This window comes from Pseudomonas sp. LBUM1668 (assembly GCF_059695715.1).
Genome location: NZ_CP166787.1, coordinates 2,343,516 through 2,361,630 on the forward strand (window position 1 = coordinate 2,343,516; position 18,115 = coordinate 2,361,630).

The following is an 18,115-nucleotide window of genomic DNA, read 5'->3' on the forward strand; positions in this document are numbered from 1 at the left end:
ATCCTTTGCGTTCGCTTACAGGTTTTTGTAAAGCCACTTGGGCATGTAGTACTTGCGCCGGTTGAACACGCTACCGACCACTTTTGCCCCAGCCTGGGTCAGCCGTTGCACGGCAGCCTGGGCGACTTCCCAACGGGTGTCTTCGGCGCGAACCACGAACACCACGCCATCGACCTGGGTGCTGATCACCAGCGTGTCGGCGGCGGAATACACCGCGTCACCGTCGATCACCACGAAGCGGTACTGGCTGCCCAACTGGTCGAGCAACGGGCTCAGGCGTTCGGCGGTCAGGTGTTCCATGGTGCGGATCGGCCGGCCGTTTGGCAGCACATCGAAGGGCAGGCTCGAGACCTGCACGACGCAGTCCTGCAACAGCGGCGGGTTGTCCGGGTTGAACAGCAGGTCGCGCAGGCCGCGCTCCTTGCTCAGGTTCATCTGCTGGGTAAGGTTGCTCGCCGACTGGCTGGCGTCGACCAGCAGCACCTGGCCGCTGCTCATTTGTGCCAGTTGACTGGCCAGTGCCAGCGCGCTGGTGGTGGTGCCGGCGCCGGGGTTGGCGGCGGTCAGGAACAGAATCCGCAGATCCAGATCCAGCACGGTCGATGTCAGGTTCGATTCGCTGGGGTTGGCGATGCTCAGGCTTTTATTGGTTGAACCGTCCATTAGCTTGCTCCGTGGCCGCTGAATACTTTGAAGGGGGTTTTCAACAGGATCTTCAGATCAAGCAAAAGGCTCTGCTCGGCGATATAGCTGAGGTCCAACTCAACGCGCTGGTCGAAGTCGATATTGCTGCGCCCGGAGATCTGCCACACGCCGGTCATGCCGGGGTAGATGCTCAGGCGTGCGAGGTGACTGTCCTTGTAGCGATAGGCGTTGAAGGAGGTCGGACGCGGGCCGACCAGGCGCATATCGCCGCTGATCACATTGATCAGGTTGGGCAGTTCGTCGAGGCTGGTCCGGCGCAGGAAGCCGCCGATACCGGTAATCCGTGGGTCTTTGTCGATCTTGAAATCAATGGCATCGACACCGTGTTTGTTCAGGTGGCGCAACGATTCCTTGAGGTCTTCGGCGTTGGCGACCATGGTGCGGAACTTGTACATGCCGAATTTGCGCCCGCGATAGCCGGTGCGTTTCTGCACGAACATCACCGGCCCTGGACTGGTGAACTTGACGGCCAGCGCCAGACCAATCAACAACGGCGAAAACACCAGCAGAATGACCAGCGCGCCAAAGCAGGCGACCACTCGATTGGTGCGCGACAGCTGCCATGGTCGGCCACCGTCACGGCCAGTCATCCAGCCGCGGCCCTGGCGATGAATTGCGGCATCGAGGCGCATTCGGTGCTCGGGATCAATGCGCTTGTCACGGCGCAGTTCCTGCATCGGTATTGTTTTTTCATGTCCAGTCATAAAGACCTCCACTGATGGTCAGCCGCGTGCGGCGCGTGGGCGATAGGCAGTTGGGTAGTAGTCGCGGAACCAGGCGATGAAGCGCCCGAGTCCTTCATCCAGCTCTATCCGGGGCTGAAAACCGGTGGCCTGGGCCAGATCGCTGGCCTCGGCACAGGTGTTGAGTACGTCGCCCGGCTGCAAGGGCAGCAGCTCGACCAAAGCTTTTTGACCGAGGTGTTTTTCGATCAGCGCCAGGTAGGTTTTCAGTTCCACCGGATGTTGGCCGCCGATGTTGAACAGCCGCCACGGCGCCATGCTGCTGGCGGGGTCGGGCTGCTCGCGGTTCCACTCGGGGTTGGCTTTTGGCGGTTGCGGGATGAGGCGGGCAATGCTTTCGATGATGTCGTCGATGTAGGTGAAATCGCGCTGATGCTCGCCATAGTTGAACAGCTTCAGCGGTTGCCCCTCGCTGATCGCCTTGGCGAACTGGATTGGCGACATGTCCGGCCGGCCCCACGGCCCGTACACGGTGAAAAAGCGCAGCCCGGTGCAGGGGATGCCAAACAAGTGGCTGTAGCTGTGGGCCATCAGCTCATTGGCTTTCTTGGTCGCGGCGTACAGCGACAGCGGATGATTGACGCCGTCCTTCACCGAGTACGGCGTGGTCTGGTTGGCGCCATACACCGAACTCGACGAGGCGTAGATCAGGTGTTCGACCGGATGCTGCCTGCAGCTTTCCAGAATATTGAGGAAACCCTGCAGATTGCTGTCCAGATACGCCCGCGGATTCTCCAGCGAATAACGCACCCCGGCCTGCGCCGCGAGGTGGATGACTACTTGCGGACATTCCCGGACGAACAGCGCTTCGATGGCCGACGCATCGGCCAGGTCAACCGTAGCGAGCTGGAAATCGCCGACCTGCTCGCGCACCCATTGCACGCGATCGTGCTTGAGTTGCGGATCGTAGTAGGCGTTGAAATTATCCAGACCGACCACTGTGTGTCCGTCGCGCATCAGCCGCAATACGCAATGGGCACCAATGAAGCCGGCCGCGCCGGTGACCAGGATTTTCATGGCCGCAGCCCTTCGGGGGCGATGTGGCGCAGGCCGATGCCGCTGTAATGCAGGCCGGCGGCGGCCAGATGTTCCGGGTTGTAGAGGTTGCGACCGTCAATCACCACCCGCGAACGCAGCTTGCTGGCCAGCCATTCGAAATCCACCACGCGGAAGTTTTTCCACTCGGTGCAGATCACCAGCGCATCGGCATCTTCCAGCGTGTCGTCGCGGGTGGCGCACAGGTGCAAGTCGTTACGGTAACCATAGAGGCGCCGGCACTCGGACATGGCTTCCGGGTCGTAGGCCTGCACGCTCGCGCCTTCGGCCCACAGCGCATCCATCAAGTAACGGCTGGGGGCTTCACGCATGTCGTCAGTGTTTGGCTTGAACGCCAAACCCCAAATCGCAATGGACTTGCCGGCCAGGCCCTGGGGGAACTGCGCTTTCAGTTTGCTGAAGAGGATGTGCCGCTGACTGTCGTTGACGTCGGTGACGCTGCGCAGCAGTTTCAACGGCATGCCGTTGTGTTCGGCGGTGTGCAGCAGGGCGCGCAGATCCTTGGGAAAACACGAGCCACCGAAGCCGCAGCCCGGATAGATAAAGTGATAACCGATGCGCGGGTCGGAACCGATGCCCTTGCGCACTGATTCGATGTCGGCGCCAAGCAATTCAGTGAGGTTGGCCAGCTCGTTCATGAAGCTGATGCGCGTGGCGAGCATCGCGTTGGCCGCGTATTTGGTCAGCTCGGCGCTGCGGTTGTCCATGAACATCAGTTTTTCGTGGTTGCGGCAGAACGGTGCGTACAGCTCGCTCATCTGCTCGCGGGCCTCGTCATCGCGGGTGCCGACGATAATCCGGTCGGGGCGCATGCAATCGGCCAGAGCGCTACCTTCCTTGAGGAATTCGGGGTTGGACACCACGCGCACTTTCAGGTCAGTCCTGGCGCGGCGCAGCAATTCGCTGTTGGAAGTGGCGAGGACTTGATCGGCGGTCCCGACCGGCACCGTGGATTTGATGATCAGGGTACGATCGGCCTCCATTAAACCGGCGATCTGCCGGGCAACGTTGAGCACGTGGCTGAGGTCAGCGGAGCCGTCTTCATCGGCCGGGGTGCCGACCGCGATGAAAATCAGCTCGGCGTGTTCGACCGCATCGCTGGCCTGGGTGCTGAACAGCAGACGCCCAGCCTTGATGTTTTCTTCAAGTGCGCTGGACAGTCCTGGTTCGCTGATGGGCGGCACGGCTTGTTGCAGTTGTTTAATCTTCTTCGGGTCTATATCAACGCATAAAACCCGATGTCCGACATCTGCAAGTGCGGCAGCTTGTATAAGTCCAACATAGCCCGTGCCAAATACGCTCACGTCCATCTGCGCACCCTCGATAGAGCGAAAAGAAGAAGTTCTTGAGAAGACCGTAGAAGGGGTATAGCGCAGGGTTTGAAAAGCGTGTCAGCAAAATGACATGTTGCATCTGTATAACACTTGAGCGCTTTTTGGCGATTGGCCATCAAGTCATTGCTGCGATTGGATTTGTTGATTTTTTGCAGATTTGTTCAGAATTAAAATAAGCGATAGACGGTTGTAAGTCTTTAATTTAAAGGCTTTCAGCGCATGGCGTGTGTCAGATTTGAGTCACCGTTTTTTTGACGCATTATAAAAAAAACAGTCAATTCTTGCGCTTTGAGGGCCGGGTGCTAGTGTCAGGTTTTGACCGACAAACCTTTGACTTTCTGCCTTTTGCACCAGCGGAATCGCCATGTTCAAATATGCCAAAGAACTGCTTTTAATTACTTATCTGCTCCTTTATTCCGAATATTACATTGAGCGGTTAAATGCTATCGGCCTCGGTTTTTCTGTACTTCTTTTTGGCGCGATGTTTTTGGCGCTCACTTTGGCGTTATATCTAACGGCGTATATAAGACAAACACTCGTTCGCCATTTATTCGCATTGGCGATGTTTGTTTCGGCGGTGTTTTTCGACATCTATACCCGGGTCACCGCGGATTACCTGAGCTACAGCAATTTCGTCTCGCTGGTGTATTCCGGCGGCTTCATTCAGGAAGCGGCGTACCAGTACCGTGACGCAATCATTCGCGGTGCGCTCAGTGGCCTGCTGCTGTTGTTTGCCATAGGTCTCAAACCGCGCCATTCGCTCATCGTACCGAACACGTTGCGCGTGGCGGCGCCGTTGTGTGGCGTGTTGCTGCTCAGCGCGGTGCTGTTTTTGCGCGCAGGCGAGGGTGCCCGCGGTTTGCCGATCATGTACACGCCGTTGGCCTATCTGAACCTGTTTGCCTATGAGGCGCTTCATAACACGGTGGGCCCACGTGAACCGGTCACGCTGGCGCGCACTTCGCAGGCGATGGGGCATGACATCGTGCTGATCATCGACGAGAGCATCTCCGGCAATTATCTGGATATCAACGCGCCATTTGGCGTGCACAGCAACCTCAAACAGCCGCACGCAGGCGTCGACATTTTCAATTACGGCTATGCCGCCTCCATCGCCAATTGCAGCGCCGACACCAACATCACCCTGCGCTACGGTGGCACCCGCGCCGACTACATGCGCATCAACAGCACGCTGCCGTCGATCTGGCAGTACGCGAAAAAGGCTGGAATGCGCACGGTGTACATCGACGCCCAGCGTACTGGCGGCAATCTGCAGAACCTGATGAACGACGCCGAGAAAAAGGACATCGACGAGTTTGTCCAATTCGACCGCACCAGCGTGCGCGACCGAGACATGGCCGCGGCGGCGAAGCTGATCGAACTGCTCAACGACGACAAGCCCGAGCTGATCCTGATCAACAAGGTCGGCGCGCATTTCCCGGTGCACGACAAATACCCGGATGCCTTCATGGCTTACCGCCCGACCTTGCCGCGCGGGCAGTTCACGGAAGTTGCCGATACCGGTGAACGCAATGGTTTCAATGGTCAGGTGGATGACTGGGTGCTGTATCGCAACGCCTACAAAAACACGGTTTTATGGAACGTCGGCGAGTTTTTTGCGCGGGTGTTGGCCAAGGGCAATCTGGACAATGCACTGCTGATCTATACCTCCGATCACGGGCAGGATCTGCACGAACGCGGTAACCCGGGGCTCAACACCCACTGCGGCGGGGATCCGGTGGAGGAGGAGGGCCTGGTGCCGCTGGTGGTGATTCAGGGCCGCGATCTGAAAACGCTCGACTGGTCGGCGCAACTGGCAACCAACAAGGATCGCTCCAGTCACTACAACATTTTCCCGACGCTGTTGCAGTTGATGGGGTATGACCTGGCGGCGATCGAATCGGCGTACGGCAAGCCGCTGTCGGTACCAACGGTGGATGAATTCACCTTCAACTATCGCTTCAATGCGCGGTTGGGGGCCAAGCCTGAGTGGAAGCATATTGATCTGGGCAGCATCGTGACGCCGACCCAGGCGCCGGCGAGTGTGGCGGCGGGGCAGCCCTGAAAGATCGCAGCCTGCGGCAGCTCCTACATTAAAAACGCGATCCACTGTAGGAGCTGCCGCAGGCTGCGATCTTTTGATCTTGCTGTTCAGACTTGCCACTGCGCCCGATACACCCCCGGCGCACACCCCAACCACCTCAAACACGCGCGGTTAAAACTCTGCACATCGCTATAGCCCAAACGATCAGAGACCTCGACCAACTCCAGCTCACCTGCCTGCAACAGATCCTCGGCCCGGTAGCGCCGATACTCGTCCAGTAACTCGGAAAAACGCCAGCCCAATGCCTTCAACCGCCGAGCCGCTGTGCGTTCGATCAAATGCCGGGCGGCACAAAACTGCTTCCAGTCGGCCGCTGCCAGGTCTGCAATCAAATAGTCGCTGAGCTGCTCCAGCAAGGTCGACTCGCTGTTGCGGCGGGTCTGCTCCAGCAATTCCACCAGCGTTTGTTCGAGCGACTGATTGCCCGGCGTCAACGGCGCCACAAACAACTGCGGATCCAGGCGAATCGCCGGATACGCCTGCCCACCCTGCACGGGCGCACGAAAGGCGCGCTCATGTTCTGCGCTGCTGGCCGAAACCAGCGCCACACTCGACACAGGATCACGCCCAAGACCACTGGCGAGCAACTTGCGCCGCAACATGCTGCACAGGCTGATAAGGATGTAATCGGCCGTCGCGGCACACGCTCGCAAGCTGCCGGCATCCAGCAAACGCAGTTCGACAGCATCGCCGTCGCGGACGATCTGCGCGCGGTAATGGCCGTTGAAGAAAGGGAAGAACCGCTCGAAATAATCGCAGGCACTTTGCAGCGACACCGCGACATCGAACAGATACGTCAGGCCATTGGTGGCCGTAGAAACAAAGCGCCGGCCCGCCGCCAGACCGATCAGCGGATCGCCGGTCTGCTCGATGGCAAACGCCCAGAACCGCCGCGACAGCACCAGCGGAATGCGCATGAAGGGCGTGCGCAAATCGAACAGACTGCGGTGAAACTGCGCCTCGATGGCTTGTTGCGCGACTCCGCGAGCAAGCAACTCTTCGATGGCCGGCAACAGGGTCGGTGCGTAAAAAGCGTTGGCGGGCGGCTGATCGATTTTTGTCATGTAGGGCTCACCGCTTGTTTCAGGACACTGGTCAGGCTGGCCGACGTTAAGCGATTTGCCGGAGCAAGACCATGCTTGATTTATGCCAGCTCGACCTGAATCTGGCTGCTCGCGATAGCGGTGTGTCAGGCGCTGATGTGTTGGATGTGCTGACGCCATCGCGAGCAGGCTCACTCCTACATTTGATCGCATTCCAACTGAATAAATACGGTCACCTGTAGGAGCTGCCGAAGGCTGCGATCTTTTGATCTTGCTTGTAAAAAATCACAATCAAAAGATCGCAGCCTTCGGCAGCTCCTACAAGGCTCAGTGGTTGGCTGCCAGCAGGCGTTGGTCCACCGTCAGAATCGCTTCCACCATCGCCCGCGCCGCCGGGGTCATGAAGTAGCCGACGCGGGTGACGATGCCGTAGCTCAGTTGCAGAGCCGGATCGTCGTGGGGTATGTCGATGAATTCGAGCAAGTGGATCACGCCTTGATCGACCTGCTCACGCAGTGCCTCCAGCGTCGCCAGGCCCACTGCGTCGGAGCGCAGCACCACGCGCTGGATCGCGTCGAACTGGGCGCATTCGACGCTGGGGGTGAAATCGGGTTCGCCCAATACATCGGCAAGGATTTTGCGGATCATCGGCGGAATGCGTGTGCCCACCACCGGGTAGTCGAGCAGGGCACGCAGCTTCAAGTCAGGCTGACTGGCGAGCGGGTGACCCGCGCGGCAGAAAAACCGCCCCGGTCGGGTACGCAGCAGTTGCACGTGGTACTGCGGATCGCCAACGAAATAACGCGCATCCGCCACCAGAAATTCGATCTGCTGCTCACGCAACCACAACGACAATTGCTGCCAGTCGCCCTGATGAAAACGCGTGCGGATCGCTGGGTGCGCCTGGATGAATTGCGCCAGCGCTTCCGGCACTAACACTTGCGCCGGATAAGGGCCACAACCGAATTGCAACTCACCGCTGGTGAGGCCGTTGTATTGCGTCAGTTCGTTGTGCAATGCCTGACTGCCGGCGAGCAGGCGCCGAGCATGTTGCAACACCAGTTCACCCTGACCAGTGAGACGAAATTCTCGGCTGCTGCGCTCGACCAATTCACAGTCCAGATCGCGCTCCAGCGTCTGGATACTGCGGCTGAACGCCGGTTGACTGAGGTTGATGGCCTCGGCCGCGCGGCCAAAGTTGCGGTAGTCAGCGAGGGCGACCAAGTGGCGAAGCTGTCGCAAATCCATCATGCGTCTCCTGCATTCTGCGGATACTTTTAATGCATTGGATCGATATCACGTTGGCTGGCATAAGTACACGCCTGTCTCTTGGTAGCCGTCGCCATGTCCCACCTCCTGTTCGCCTCCAGCGCCTTCACCCGGACCATTCTCGGCCACGCCGAGCAGTCCGGTCTGTGCCCGCAGACCTTGCTGGCGCGCGCCGGAATCAGCCACGCGGCACTGCAGGATCAGGCTCGGCAGATCCCCGCCCACGCGGTCGAGCAACTGTGGCTTGAATGCGAACAGGCCGGTGTCGCCCCGACGTTCGGCTGCGAGCTGGTCAACTCAATGGCGACCACTTGCCTGCAAGGCTTGAACATTCTGCTCGACTCCGCGCCCACCCTGCGCGCCAGCCTTGAATGCTTTGTGATGTTGGTCCCGCGAGTGGCCAATTACGTGGCTGTCGAACTGCAGGAGATCGGCCCGTTCGCTCATTTGCATTTGCGCCCGGTGCTGGGCCATGCGCATCACTTCGGCCTTGATGCTGCAACGCTCACTTTGGTGCGCAATATCGCCGGGCGACTGGGCAAGGCGCCCGAGGAAGTGTTTGTCAGCGTCAGTCTGTGCCCGCCACAAGCGGCCGGAACCTGGCTGCGCAGGGCCGGCATTAACGTCGAGCAGGGCGAGCATCCGCGCCTGACGCTGCGCCGTGCAAGTCTTGACGATGCGCTGCTGGGCGCCAATGCTTTCCTGCATCAGAGCATGCTCCGTCACTGGCAGGCTGAATCATCCGCCCCCAGCCGTAACGACAGTCTGCAAATGGCCCGTCACTGGCTGACAGCCGGCGATCAACCGATCGAGCGCATCGCCGCGCGCCTCGGTTATCGCCAGCCGAGCAACTTCATCCGCGCGTTCCGCAAACAGTTCGGCATCACGCCGAAGCAGTTCCGGCTCAATCCGTTGTAACTTCGGCATTGATCGTTTTTTTGTCGGCTCGCTCTCACATTTAGCCAGGGGCGCGGTTTCAATGTGGGAGCGAGCCTGCTCGCGAAGAGGGCGACGCGGTTACGGCGTGACGATGTTGAACTGCGGCCCGAACGTATCCAGGCTGCCCATCAACTCACCCAGTTTCTTGCCGTTACCCTGCAATTTGATCAAGCCTTTTTGCATCGCCGTCGGGAAGTCCAGTTGCTTGAGGCTGATCCGCTCCAGTGTGTCCTTGCTCAGGCTGACACTGGCATCTGCCGTCGGGTTCAGCCCGGCCCTGTGGGTGAGGACGCCATTGCGCAAGGTCAGGTTGAAGTCCTTGTGCTGATCCTCGAATGTCCAGTTCAGCGTCAGGTCATGGCCGACCGCCTTGTCACTGTCCAGGCGCACCGCCAGATAATCAAAGAACATTTCCGGGCTCATCGCCCGCACCATGTCTATCGACACCGAAGTCCCGGCGTGCGGTGGCACACCATTGCGCAGCTCCATCGCGCCGGTCAGGTACATGTTGCGCCAGGTGGCGTTTTCACTTTGATAACCCATTTGCTCCAGTGTCTCGGCCTGGGCCTTTTTCGCGTCGACGTTGTCCGGCTCGGCGAACAATAACTGGTTCCCCAACTGCGCCGCCCAGCGATAGTCACCGCTGGCCATGGCTTTGCGCATTTTTTCCAGCACCGCAGCGCCGCCGCCCATGGCCTCGACCGTGCGTTTGGCCGTGTCCACCGGCGGCAGCGGATTGAGGTTGGCCGGGTTGCCGTCATAGAAACCCATATAGCGCTGATACACCGCGCGGACGTTGAAACTCAGCGAGCCGTAATAGCTGCGGGTGTACCACTTCTGGTCCAGCGAGCCCGGCAGCTTCTTGACCGCATCGGCGATTTCCAGCGGTGTCAGGCCCTTGTTGAGCAGGTGCAGCGTGCGGTCGTTGAGAAACGCGTACATGTCGCGCTGGTCGGCGAGGAGCGTGCGAATCCGCTCGCCACCCCAGGTCGGCCAGTTGTGCTGGGCGAACAGCACGTCGGCCTTGTCGCCGTAGCGCACCAGGCTGGCGTCCAGATATTGTGACCACGCCTTGGCGTCGCGTACCTGGGCGCCACGCGGCGTGAGCACGTTGTGCATCATTTGCGTGGCGTTTTCTGCCATGCACAGGGCTTTGAGCTCGGGCAGATAGAGGTTCATCTCGGCCGGGGCTTCGGTGCCCGGCGTCAGTTGAAACTCGACCTGCACACCGGCGATGGTGCGGGTTTCCAGTTCCTTGGTGATCAGGTCGGTGGGTGGAATCAGCGTGATAGTGCCGCCACTGGGCGTGCTCTTGCCCAGGCCGGCGTCGACCTGACCCTGCTCACCGCGCGGCAGCAAACTGCCGAACTGGTACTGCGCGCGGCGGCTCATGGCGTTGCCGGCGTAAACGTTCTCGCTCATCACGTGTTCCATGAACCCGGCCGGGGCGAACACCTTGACCTTGCCGGCCTTGACATCGGCCTCGTCGATCACGCCGCGCACGCCGCCGAAATGGTCGGCGTGAGTGTGGCTATAGACCACCGCGACCACCGGTTTGTGCGGACGGTTCGCGTAGTACAGGTCCAGCGCAGCCTTGGCGGTTTCGGCCATGGTCAGCGGGTCGATGATGATCAACCCGGCGTCGCCTTCAATGATGGTCATGTTGGCCAGATCGAGGCCGCGCACCTGATACAGCTTGGGGCTGACTTCGAACAGGCCGGCATGGGCGCTGAGTTGAGCGAGCCGCCACAGACTCGGGTTGAGCGATTCCGGGGCCTGATCCTTGGCGAGGAAGTCATAGGCCTGCACATCCCAGATGACCTTGCCGGCGGCGTCCTTGACCTGGCCCTTGAACGGCGCGATCAGGCCTTTGCTGACCGACTCGAAGTCGGTGCGATCACTGAACGGCAATTGTTGCAGGACGGCAGCGTTGCTGGCGGCAGTCTGGGCGCTGGCGGCAACGGCTGCGTCGGCGGCGATGACTGTTTGACTCAGGCATGCGGTGATCAGGCAGGCCAGCAGGCCACGGGGGCTCAAAGTAAAACGAGGCATGGATTCTCCAATTATTATCGTTATGGCTGGATCAGGGTTGGAGGGTAGGGCGCAGCGAAGGCACGGCGATGATCATCCGCGGACAAAAACCATTCAGCACCGCTATCCTTGGCTCACGTCCATCGATCAGGTTTGCCCATGCTTGAGGTTCGCAACGTCTTCAAAAACTACGCCACCCCCCAAGGCCCGTTACCCGTGCTGCAAGGCGTCGACCTGACGCTGGAACCCGGCAGCAGCCTGGCGTTGATGGGCGAATCCGGCAGTGGCAAAAGCACCTTGCTGCACTTGATCGCCGGTCTCGACAAGGTCGACAGCGGCAGTATTCACAGCGGCGAGCATCGGCTCGAGAGCATGAACGAAGCGCAACTGGCCAACTGGCGACGCACGGAAATCGGTCTGGTGTTCCAGCAGTTCAACCTGATCGGCAGCTTGCGCGTCGAAGACAATCTGGCGTTTCAGGCGCGCCTGGCCGGGCGTCACGATCCGCGTTGGCAAGCGCATCTGGTGCAGCGTCTGGGCCTGGGAGATTTGCTCAAGCGTTATCCCGAGCAACTCTCGGGCGGCCAGCAGCAGCGTGTCGCGTTGGGTCGGGCGCTGGCCTCGCAGCCGAAACTGCTGTTGGCCGACGAACCCACCGGCAGCCTCGATGAAGCGACCAGCGACGAAGTGCTGCGATTGTTGCTGGAGCTGCTCGACGACACGCCGACGACCTTGCTGATGGTCACTCACAGCCCTCGTGTGGCGGCGCGGTTGTCGCAGCGGGTGGTGCTGTCCAGCGGACGTCTGACGTGATCGTTTTCCGGCAAACCCTGCGTGCGCTGCTCAGCCATTGGCGGCGGCATCCGGTGCAGTTTTTCAGTGTGCTGACCGGGTTGTGGCTGGCTACCAGCCTGTTGACTGGCGTCGAGGCGCTGAACAGTCAGGCTCGCGACAGCTACGCTCGCGCCAGCCAATTGATCGGCGGCGAACCGCAGGCCAGCCTCAGTACGCCGAACGGTGCGACGTTCCCCCAGCAATGGTTCATCGACCTGCGGCGCCAGGGCTGGCCGGTGTCGCCGCTGTTGCAGGGGCGCTTGATCCTCAAGGATCACGACAATCAACGCCTGCAACTGATGGGCATCGAACCGGTGTCGCTGCCAGCCGATTCCGCTGTGGCAGGGCAGGCGATGCCGATCGAGCGTGTCGTCGAATTCTTCACGCCGCCGGGCAGTACGTGGATTTCCCCGGAAACCTTGCGGGCCCTGAACCTGAGCGAAGGTGCTACGCCGCAAACGGTCAGTGGCCAGACGTTGCCGCCGTTGCTGGCACAAAAGGACATGGCGCCGGGCGTGTTGTTGGTCGACATCGGCGTCGCGCAAACCCTGCTCGAACAACCCGGACAACTCTCGCGTTTGTTGCTGCCCAAGGATTTTCACGGTGAGTTGCCGGCCGCGCTCACAGGCCAGTTGCAGCTCAAAAGCAGTGGCGAGGAAAACAATCTCGCGCGCCTGACCGAGAGCTTTCATCTCAATCTGGATGCCTTGGGTTTTCTCTCGTTCGTTGTCGGTTTATTCATCGTGCATGCAGCCATCGGCCTGGCGCTGGAGCAACGCCGTGGCTTGCTGCGCACATTGCGTGCCTGTGGGGTCAGTGCGCGGATGTTGATGGGTTGCCTGATTTTCGAATTGGGTTCGCTGGCGCTGATCGGCGGAGTGTTCGGCGTGATCAGCGGTTATTGGCTGGCCAGTGTGCTGCTGCCGGACGTCGCCGCCAGCCTGCGCGGATTGTACGGCGCAGAAGTGGCGGGGCAGTTGCGCCTGAGCCCTTGGTGGTGGGTCAGCGGGATCGGTTTGAGCCTGCTCGGCGCCTTGCTGGCCGGGGCAAACAGCCTGCTTCGCGCTGCCCGTTTGCCACTGCTGGCGGTGGCGGATCCGCAAGCCTGGCATCAGCAATACACGCGCTGGTTGCGGCGTCAGGGCTGGCTGGCCTTGGTGCTGGGCGTGATTGCGCTGGTGGCGTTGATTTGGGGCGACAGCCTGGCCAGCGGTTTTGTGCTGATGGCGGGGTTGCTGCTCGGCGCCGCGCTGGCCTTGCCGGTGCTGTTGAGTGGCGTGTTGAATCAACTGCTCGGGCGCAGTCGTTCGGTGCTCGGCCAATGGTTTCTCGCCGACTGCCGCCAACAATTGCCGGCACTGAGCCTGGCGCTGATGGCGTTGCTTCTGGCGCTGGCGGCCAACATCGGCGCCGGCAGCATGACCGCCGGTTTTCGCCAGACCTTCAACGACTGGCTCGAACAACGCTTGAGCGCCGAGCTTTACATCAACCCGAGCAACCCGGCCCAGGCCCGCGAGATGTCCACTTGGCTGAAACAGCAGCCACTGGTGACGGCGGTGCTGCCCAACTGGCAGGTATCGATCACGTTGCAAGGCTGGCCGGCGGATGTCTATGGGGTGATTGATCATCCTTATTATCGTCAGCATTGGCCATTGCTCGATGCCAGTGGCGGTGATCCGTGGGCGCATCTGGCGACGGATGATGCGGTGATGCTCAGCGAGCAACTCGCCCGCCGCCTGCAGGTGCGCGCCGGTGATCGCCTGACGATACCTGCTCCGAATGGCGCGTGGTCGCCGCGAATCGTTGGCATTTATGCCGATTACGGCAATCCCAAGGGCCACTTGCTGGTCAATAGCAACCATCTGCTGCGTGGCTGGCCACAGTTGACGCCGAACCGTTTCAATCTGCGCATCGATCCGCAAAACATTGCGGAATTTTCGCGTGCATTGCAGGCGCGTTTTCAGCTGGATGACAGCCGCATCGTCGATCAGGCGCGGCTCAAGGGCTGGTCGGTTGAAGTTTTCGAACGCACCTTTGCCGCCACGGCGGCTTTGAACACCTTGACCCTGGCGGTGGCGGGCGTGGCGCTGTTTATCAGCTTGTTGACCCAGAGCCAAAGCCGTCTCGGCCAACTCGCGCCGCTGTGGGCGCTGGGCGTGACACGACGCCAATTGATGCTGCTCAATCTTGGTCAGACCTGGCTGCTGGCGGTGCTGACGCTGGTATTGGCGTTGCCGCTGGGGATCGCGCTGGCGTGGTGTCTGGATGCGGTGATCAACGTGCAGGCGTTTGGCTGGCGTCTGCCGTTGCGCGTGTTCCCTTGGCAGCTTTTGCAACTGATGGGGTTGGCGTTGCTGGCCACATTGCTGGCGTCGGCGTGGCCGTTGTATTCGCTGTACCGTACGCAACCGGCGGATTTGCTGAGGACGTTTGCCCATGAGGACTAACTTCGTTGTGCTGATGGTTCTGCTGTTGCTCGGCGGCTGCGATCAGTCAGTGCCCGAGCAAAAGGGCTTCGCCGGAATGGGCGATCAGGCACAGGCATTTACCCCGGTGGTGCCGGGTCGGGTGTTCAGCTTTCCGGCGGATCACGGCGCCCATGAGGGGTTTCGCATCGAGTGGTGGTACGTCACCGCCAATCTCAAGGATCAGCAGGGCAACGATTTCGGCGTGCAATGGACGCTGTTTCGCAGCGCCCTCAAACCGGTGCCGGAGCAGGCAGGTTGGGGCAGTCAAACGATCTGGCTGGGGCATGCCGCGGTGACTTCGGCAACGGCGCATCATGCCGCCGAGCGTTATGCCCGTGGCGGCGTTGGTCAGGCCGGCGTGCGTTTGGCGCCGTTCGAGGCGTGGATCGATGATTGGCAGTTCAGCAGTCAGGCGGTCGATCCCCTAAGTGACCTGCAACTCAGCGCCCGCGATAGATCATTCGCCTATCAACTGCATCTCACGTCCAGCCGTCCGTTGGTGCTGCAAGGCGACAAGGGTTTCAGCCAGAAATCCGAACAAGGGCAGGCATCGTATTACTACAGTCAGCCGTTTTTTCAGGCCAGCGGCACGCTGCAAATCGATGGCAAGACTTACACCGTCAGCGGCCCGGCGTGGCTCGACCGCGAGTGGAGCAGCCAGCCGCTGACCGCCAGCCAGACTGGCTGGGACTGGTTCTCCCTGCACCTGGACAGCGGCGAACACCTGATGCTTTATCGCATGCGCCAGAAGGAGGGCGCGCCGTACCTGACCGGCACCTGGATCGGCGCCGACGGCCAGACGCAAACGCTGCGTAGCGAGCAGATCAAACTCGTCCCGCAAGACACCGCCAAAGTCGCCGGCCGGGCGATGCCGGTGCGCTGGTCAATCAGCATTCCAGACAAGCACCTCGATATCAGTCTCTCGGCGCTCAACCCCAACGCGTGGATGGACCTGCGCATTCCCTATTGGGAAGGTCCAGTACGCGTCAGTGGTAGTCATGGCGGCAACGGCTACCTGGAAATGACCGGGTACTGATGCTCAAAATCCTGGAATGACTCATCACGCGCTACCGACATAAAACCCCGGGGGATATGGCTCATCTCAATCTGCCGACACACATCCCTGTAGGAGCTGCCGAAGGCTGCGATCTTTTGACGGTGGTCTTTGAACGCAAGATCAAAAGATCGCAGCCTTCGGCAGCTCCCCAGGGATCGGGTTGAACTCCGGTTGCTCGCTGAACCTCTACAAAAGTAATACCTGTCGAGGATGAGCCATGAGCGACGACCTGCAACCCCAAGACCTCACCACTTGGCAACGTCTGTTCGACGACGACACTTTGTGGCAGCAGTCCCCCGACGCTCACTTCTTAGACCTGCAACGCATCGCCGATGACATGCTCGGTCAGGGCGCCATCGACCTTGAGCAATGGCAGATCCTGCGTGCCAAGGCCGATGACCTGCACAAGGATTCCCCCGCCGTAAACGTCGCCCGCGAACTTGACGACCCCGAAGCCTGAGGACAACACCGATGAAACCTGAATCTGAAAACCAGCATCCTGACGAGCCCCGGCCACCGGGGGAAACCGAGCGCGACAATGATGCTCTGCGTCCGACCGATCCGAAGCAGCGTGAGAAGAGCGGCAAAGGCACGGCCAGTGGCGAATCGACCGCACAGGAAACTGCCGCGCCACAAACCAAAGCCAAGCCCTGAACAGCGTCTATGCTCAGTGACACACCCCACGTCTGAAATGATTCCGGCGTCGGGTGCTGCCAATCATTGACAGGGAAAGTACGCTTATGAAGCTTCATGCACTCGCCAAGTCCATCGCCCTCGCGTCGCTGCTGTCCGCCTCCAGTCTCACTGCGTTTGCCGCCGACATACCGCTGTCGGCAACGGTTGAAGCCGACAAAGTCACCACCAAAGTGCTAGCGGTTGACGCGGATAAACACCAGGTTGTGCTGGAAGGCGCCGAAGGCCAGCAGGTTCACGTACAGCTCACGGAGAAAGCGAAAAACCTCGCCAATCTGAAGGTCGGCGACCAGGTCAACGTGGAAGTCATGCGTTCCGTCGCGGCCTACCTCGACACCGATGTGGATAAAGGTCTGCCTGGCACCACCGAGCGAACCGGCGAACTGCGCAACGCTCCGGGCAGCAGCAACCCCGGCGGCGAAGCTTACCGTCAGGTTCAGGTGCAATTGAAAATCACCAAAATTGATTTGAAAACAAATCAGGTAACTCTGCAAAACCCTGCCGGTGTATCGAAAACCCTCAACGTCGAACGGCCTGATATTCAGGACAAACTGAAGAACCTCAAAGTCGGGCAGAGCGTTGTTGTCACTTATACCGATGTATTAAAAGTGACCAGTCAGCACGAAAGTTGAGTTTTAGCTCTACAGGATGACTACTCTTGTACAGTTTTTGTATTAGAGTAGTCATACTATTAGTTGCTTGTAGGGTTTCTGAAAGTTTCGTGAAAGGTTCGTGAAGGGTTTCATCGATAAATATCTATTAACTTTCTTGTACATAATATTTACATTGAAGTATGGCGACATATCCGCCAACTTCTATTAAAATCCTTCGCGTTCGCCCAGTGTCAGGGCTCTTTACCGGTGCATGGATTGCCAGGCCATTACACTGGGCGAACACCTCCGTTGGAGCAAATGTATACAATTTCAGTTAAAAAAAGGGTGACTTTTAAAGTCACCCTTTTTGTTGCCATGAGTTAAACCGATGTTTGTATCCCGGGTTTGCCTCGCTGTCCCTGGAAGCGCTCGATAGTCGCTTGGTACATTTTCGTACGGCGGTGATTTTTCCCGTAGGTGCCCGCCGCGGCGACCGTTCCTGCCTGGATGTGATCGAGATAACGGAAAATCGTGCGTGGCGAAAGCAGCTTGATGCCGTATCCAAGGCTCACCATTCGATCCTGCAGCGTGTAACCGGGTACGCGATCATCCATGCAGAAGTGCAGGCCTTGAGACTTCATCAGTCGCACGTTCCACAACGTACAGAAACTTTTCAGGTGAGTTTCCTTATATGGTCTTGGCGGTTTGGATTTCATACCCAGACGAACTTTTGCCTGGCGAACATAATGCTTGCAAAAGCGTGAAGTTAAACGCCAGGTATCCCGCACAATCCCCCGATTGATCTGCTCGACACAACCAACTGCGGCGATATCCGCACTTTTTGTGCACTCGCGCAGCATCATTGCAAACACTTCTTTGTCATAGACGAAGGTGTCGGTGTGGAGCAAAAACAAATAATCGGTTTCAACCTTTTCCAGCGCCAGATCAAGTGCCTTGCCATGGGCAATATGGCCTGCTTCCTTGCACGGAGAAGGCCGCTCGATCAAGTTGATCCAGTCGAGCGAACGCAGGTAGTCCAGACTTTCATCCGCTGAATCGTTGTCCACCACCCAGACTGGAATGCGCTGTTCCTTGACATGCTGGTGCAATAATTCCAGGCACATCCGGGTAATGTCCGCGGTCTTGTAATTGACCAGGACAAGGCTGAAGTTCGGCTGTGGTTGGGTTGGCAGATTAAACGCACTCATAACAGAAAGACTCATCCACGGGTCAATGACGACAGGGT

At 59.4% G+C, this 18,115-nt stretch carries 16 protein-coding genes; 8 read left to right on the plus strand and 8 right to left on the minus strand.

The annotated features are described in order from the left end of the window. Nucleotides 1-15: 15 nt before the first annotated feature. From ACA061_RS10555 to ACA061_RS10570, 4 genes are read right to left on the minus strand one after another with little or no spacing between them, the layout of a single operon-like run. Complete coding sequence (locus tag ACA061_RS10555) at nt 16-663, minus strand: CpsD/CapB family tyrosine-protein kinase (protein WP_150594859.1); 648 nt, start codon at nt 661-663, stop codon at nt 16-18. Beyond that, the gene (locus ACA061_RS10560; protein WP_150602269.1) at nt 663-1,409 is read right to left on the minus strand and encodes a sugar transferase; all 747 of its coding nucleotides are present in this window, start codon (nt 1,407-1,409) and stop codon (nt 663-665) included. Before ACA061_RS10560 ends, ACA061_RS10555 begins: the two co-directional genes overlap by 1 nt. A gap of 18 nt (nt 1,410-1,427) precedes the next feature. After that, complete coding sequence (locus tag ACA061_RS10565; protein WP_210555548.1) at nt 1,428-2,465, minus strand: NAD-dependent epimerase; 1,038 nt, start codon at nt 2,463-2,465, stop codon at nt 1,428-1,430. Beyond that, nucleotides 2,462-3,814 (minus strand): UDP-glucose dehydrogenase family protein, encoded by a 1,353-nt coding sequence (locus tag ACA061_RS10570; RefSeq protein ID WP_150602267.1) that lies wholly within the window; start codon nt 3,812-3,814, stop codon nt 2,462-2,464. Before ACA061_RS10570 ends, ACA061_RS10565 begins: the two co-directional genes overlap by 4 nt. A 388-nt stretch (nt 3,815-4,202) precedes the next feature. Between ACA061_RS10570 and ACA061_RS10575 the strand changes: the two genes are divergently transcribed. Further along, entirely contained in the window at nt 4,203-5,903 is a 1,701-nt protein-coding gene (locus ACA061_RS10575) for a sulfatase-like hydrolase/transferase (RefSeq protein WP_497301433.1), read from the plus strand. An 86-nt stretch (nt 5,904-5,989) separates the two neighbouring features. Here the strand turns inward: ACA061_RS10575 and ACA061_RS10580 are convergent, their stop codons facing one another. Then, a complete protein-coding gene (locus ACA061_RS10580; RefSeq protein WP_497301434.1) occupies nt 5,990-7,006 on the minus strand; it encodes a helix-turn-helix domain-containing protein in 1,017 nt (338 codons plus the stop codon). A 306-nt stretch (nt 7,007-7,312) separates the two neighbouring features. Then, nucleotides 7,313-8,233, minus strand: a complete 921-nt coding sequence (locus ACA061_RS10585; RefSeq protein WP_497301436.1) for a LysR family transcriptional regulator — start codon at nt 8,231-8,233, stop codon at nt 7,313-7,315. Between the two features lie 96 nt (nt 8,234-8,329). Here ACA061_RS10585 and ACA061_RS10590 point away from each other — a divergent pair, with 96 nt between their 5' ends. Next, entirely contained in the window at nt 8,330-9,172 is an 843-nt protein-coding gene (locus tag ACA061_RS10590) for an AraC family transcriptional regulator (protein ID WP_497301437.1), read from the plus strand. Nucleotides 9,173-9,271: 99 nt separating this feature from the next. Here the strand turns inward: ACA061_RS10590 and ACA061_RS10595 are convergent, their stop codons facing one another. Beyond that, complete coding sequence (locus tag ACA061_RS10595; RefSeq protein ID WP_497301438.1) at nt 9,272-11,245, minus strand: alkyl/aryl-sulfatase; 1,974 nt, start codon at nt 11,243-11,245, stop codon at nt 9,272-9,274. A gap of 138 nt (nt 11,246-11,383) precedes the next feature. Here ACA061_RS10595 and ACA061_RS10600 point away from each other — a divergent pair, with 138 nt between their 5' ends. From ACA061_RS10600 to ACA061_RS10625, 6 genes are all read left to right on the plus strand, one after another. Then, nucleotides 11,384-12,037: an ABC transporter ATP-binding protein gene (locus ACA061_RS10600; RefSeq protein ID WP_210701765.1), complete on the plus strand. Its 654-nt coding sequence runs from the start codon at nt 11,384-11,386 to the stop codon at nt 12,035-12,037. After that, nucleotides 12,034-14,505, plus strand: a complete 2,472-nt coding sequence (locus ACA061_RS10605; RefSeq protein WP_497301439.1) for an FtsX-like permease family protein — start codon at nt 12,034-12,036, stop codon at nt 14,503-14,505. The genes ACA061_RS10600 and ACA061_RS10605 overlap by 4 nt, the downstream gene beginning before the upstream one ends. After that, nucleotides 14,495-15,562, plus strand: coding sequence for a lipocalin-like domain-containing protein (locus ACA061_RS10610; protein WP_210555556.1), 1,068 nt, complete (start codon nt 14,495-14,497; stop codon nt 15,560-15,562). Before ACA061_RS10605 ends, ACA061_RS10610 begins: the two co-directional genes overlap by 11 nt. Before the next feature lie 238 nt (nt 15,563-15,800). Then, nucleotides 15,801-16,043, plus strand: coding sequence for a hypothetical protein (locus tag ACA061_RS10615; protein WP_150616511.1), 243 nt, complete (start codon nt 15,801-15,803; stop codon nt 16,041-16,043). Between the two features lie 11 nt (nt 16,044-16,054). Continuing rightward, entirely contained in the window at nt 16,055-16,237 is a 183-nt protein-coding gene (locus ACA061_RS10620; protein ID WP_150602257.1) for a hypothetical protein, read from the plus strand. A gap of 86 nt (nt 16,238-16,323) precedes the next feature. Next, nucleotides 16,324-16,908, plus strand: a complete 585-nt coding sequence (locus tag ACA061_RS10625; RefSeq protein ID WP_150602256.1) for a hypothetical protein — start codon at nt 16,324-16,326, stop codon at nt 16,906-16,908. A 341-nt stretch (nt 16,909-17,249) separates the two neighbouring features. Here the strand turns inward: ACA061_RS10625 and ACA061_RS10630 are convergent, their stop codons facing one another. After that, a complete protein-coding gene (locus ACA061_RS10630; RefSeq protein WP_210701768.1) occupies nt 17,250-18,077 on the minus strand; it encodes a glycosyltransferase family 2 protein in 828 nt (275 codons plus the stop codon). Nucleotides 18,078-18,115: the final 38 nt, after the last annotated feature.

What these genes read in the sequence shown, in the direction of transcription:
- ACA061_RS10620 (WP_150602257.1), top strand. Translation starts at nt 16,055, where the DNA reads ATGAAACCTGAATCTGAAAACCAGCATCCTGACGAGCCCCGGCCACCG.
- ACA061_RS10560 (WP_150602269.1), bottom strand. Translation starts at nt 1,409, where the DNA reads ATGACTGGACATGAAAAAACAATACCGATGCAGGAACTGCGCCGTGAC.
- ACA061_RS10565 (WP_210555548.1), bottom strand. Translation starts at nt 2,465, where the DNA reads ATGAAAATCCTGGTCACCGGCGCGGCCGGCTTCATTGGTGCCCATTGC.
- ACA061_RS10600 (WP_210701765.1), top strand. Translation starts at nt 11,384, where the DNA reads ATGCTTGAGGTTCGCAACGTCTTCAAAAACTACGCCACCCCCCAAGGC.
- ACA061_RS10595 (WP_497301438.1), bottom strand. Translation starts at nt 11,245, where the DNA reads ATGCCTCGTTTTACTTTGAGCCCCCGTGGCCTGCTGGCCTGCCTGATC.
- ACA061_RS10610 (WP_210555556.1), top strand. Translation starts at nt 14,495, where the DNA reads ATGAGGACTAACTTCGTTGTGCTGATGGTTCTGCTGTTGCTCGGCGGC.
- ACA061_RS10625 (WP_150602256.1), top strand. Translation starts at nt 16,324, where the DNA reads ATGAAGCTTCATGCACTCGCCAAGTCCATCGCCCTCGCGTCGCTGCTG.
- ACA061_RS10575 (WP_497301433.1), top strand. Translation starts at nt 4,203, where the DNA reads ATGTTCAAATATGCCAAAGAACTGCTTTTAATTACTTATCTGCTCCTT.
- ACA061_RS10615 (WP_150616511.1), top strand. Translation starts at nt 15,801, where the DNA reads ATGAGCGACGACCTGCAACCCCAAGACCTCACCACTTGGCAACGTCTG.
- ACA061_RS10630 (WP_210701768.1), bottom strand. Translation starts at nt 18,077, where the DNA reads ATGAGTGCGTTTAATCTGCCAACCCAACCACAGCCGAACTTCAGCCTT.
- ACA061_RS10585 (WP_497301436.1), bottom strand. Translation starts at nt 8,233, where the DNA reads ATGGATTTGCGACAGCTTCGCCACTTGGTCGCCCTCGCTGACTACCGC.
- ACA061_RS10555 (WP_150594859.1), bottom strand. Translation starts at nt 663, where the DNA reads ATGGACGGTTCAACCAATAAAAGCCTGAGCATCGCCAACCCCAGCGAA.
- ACA061_RS10570 (WP_150602267.1), bottom strand. Translation starts at nt 3,814, where the DNA reads ATGGACGTGAGCGTATTTGGCACGGGCTATGTTGGACTTATACAAGCT.
- ACA061_RS10580 (WP_497301434.1), bottom strand. Translation starts at nt 7,006, where the DNA reads ATGACAAAAATCGATCAGCCGCCCGCCAACGCTTTTTACGCACCGACC.
- ACA061_RS10590 (WP_497301437.1), top strand. Translation starts at nt 8,330, where the DNA reads ATGTCCCACCTCCTGTTCGCCTCCAGCGCCTTCACCCGGACCATTCTC.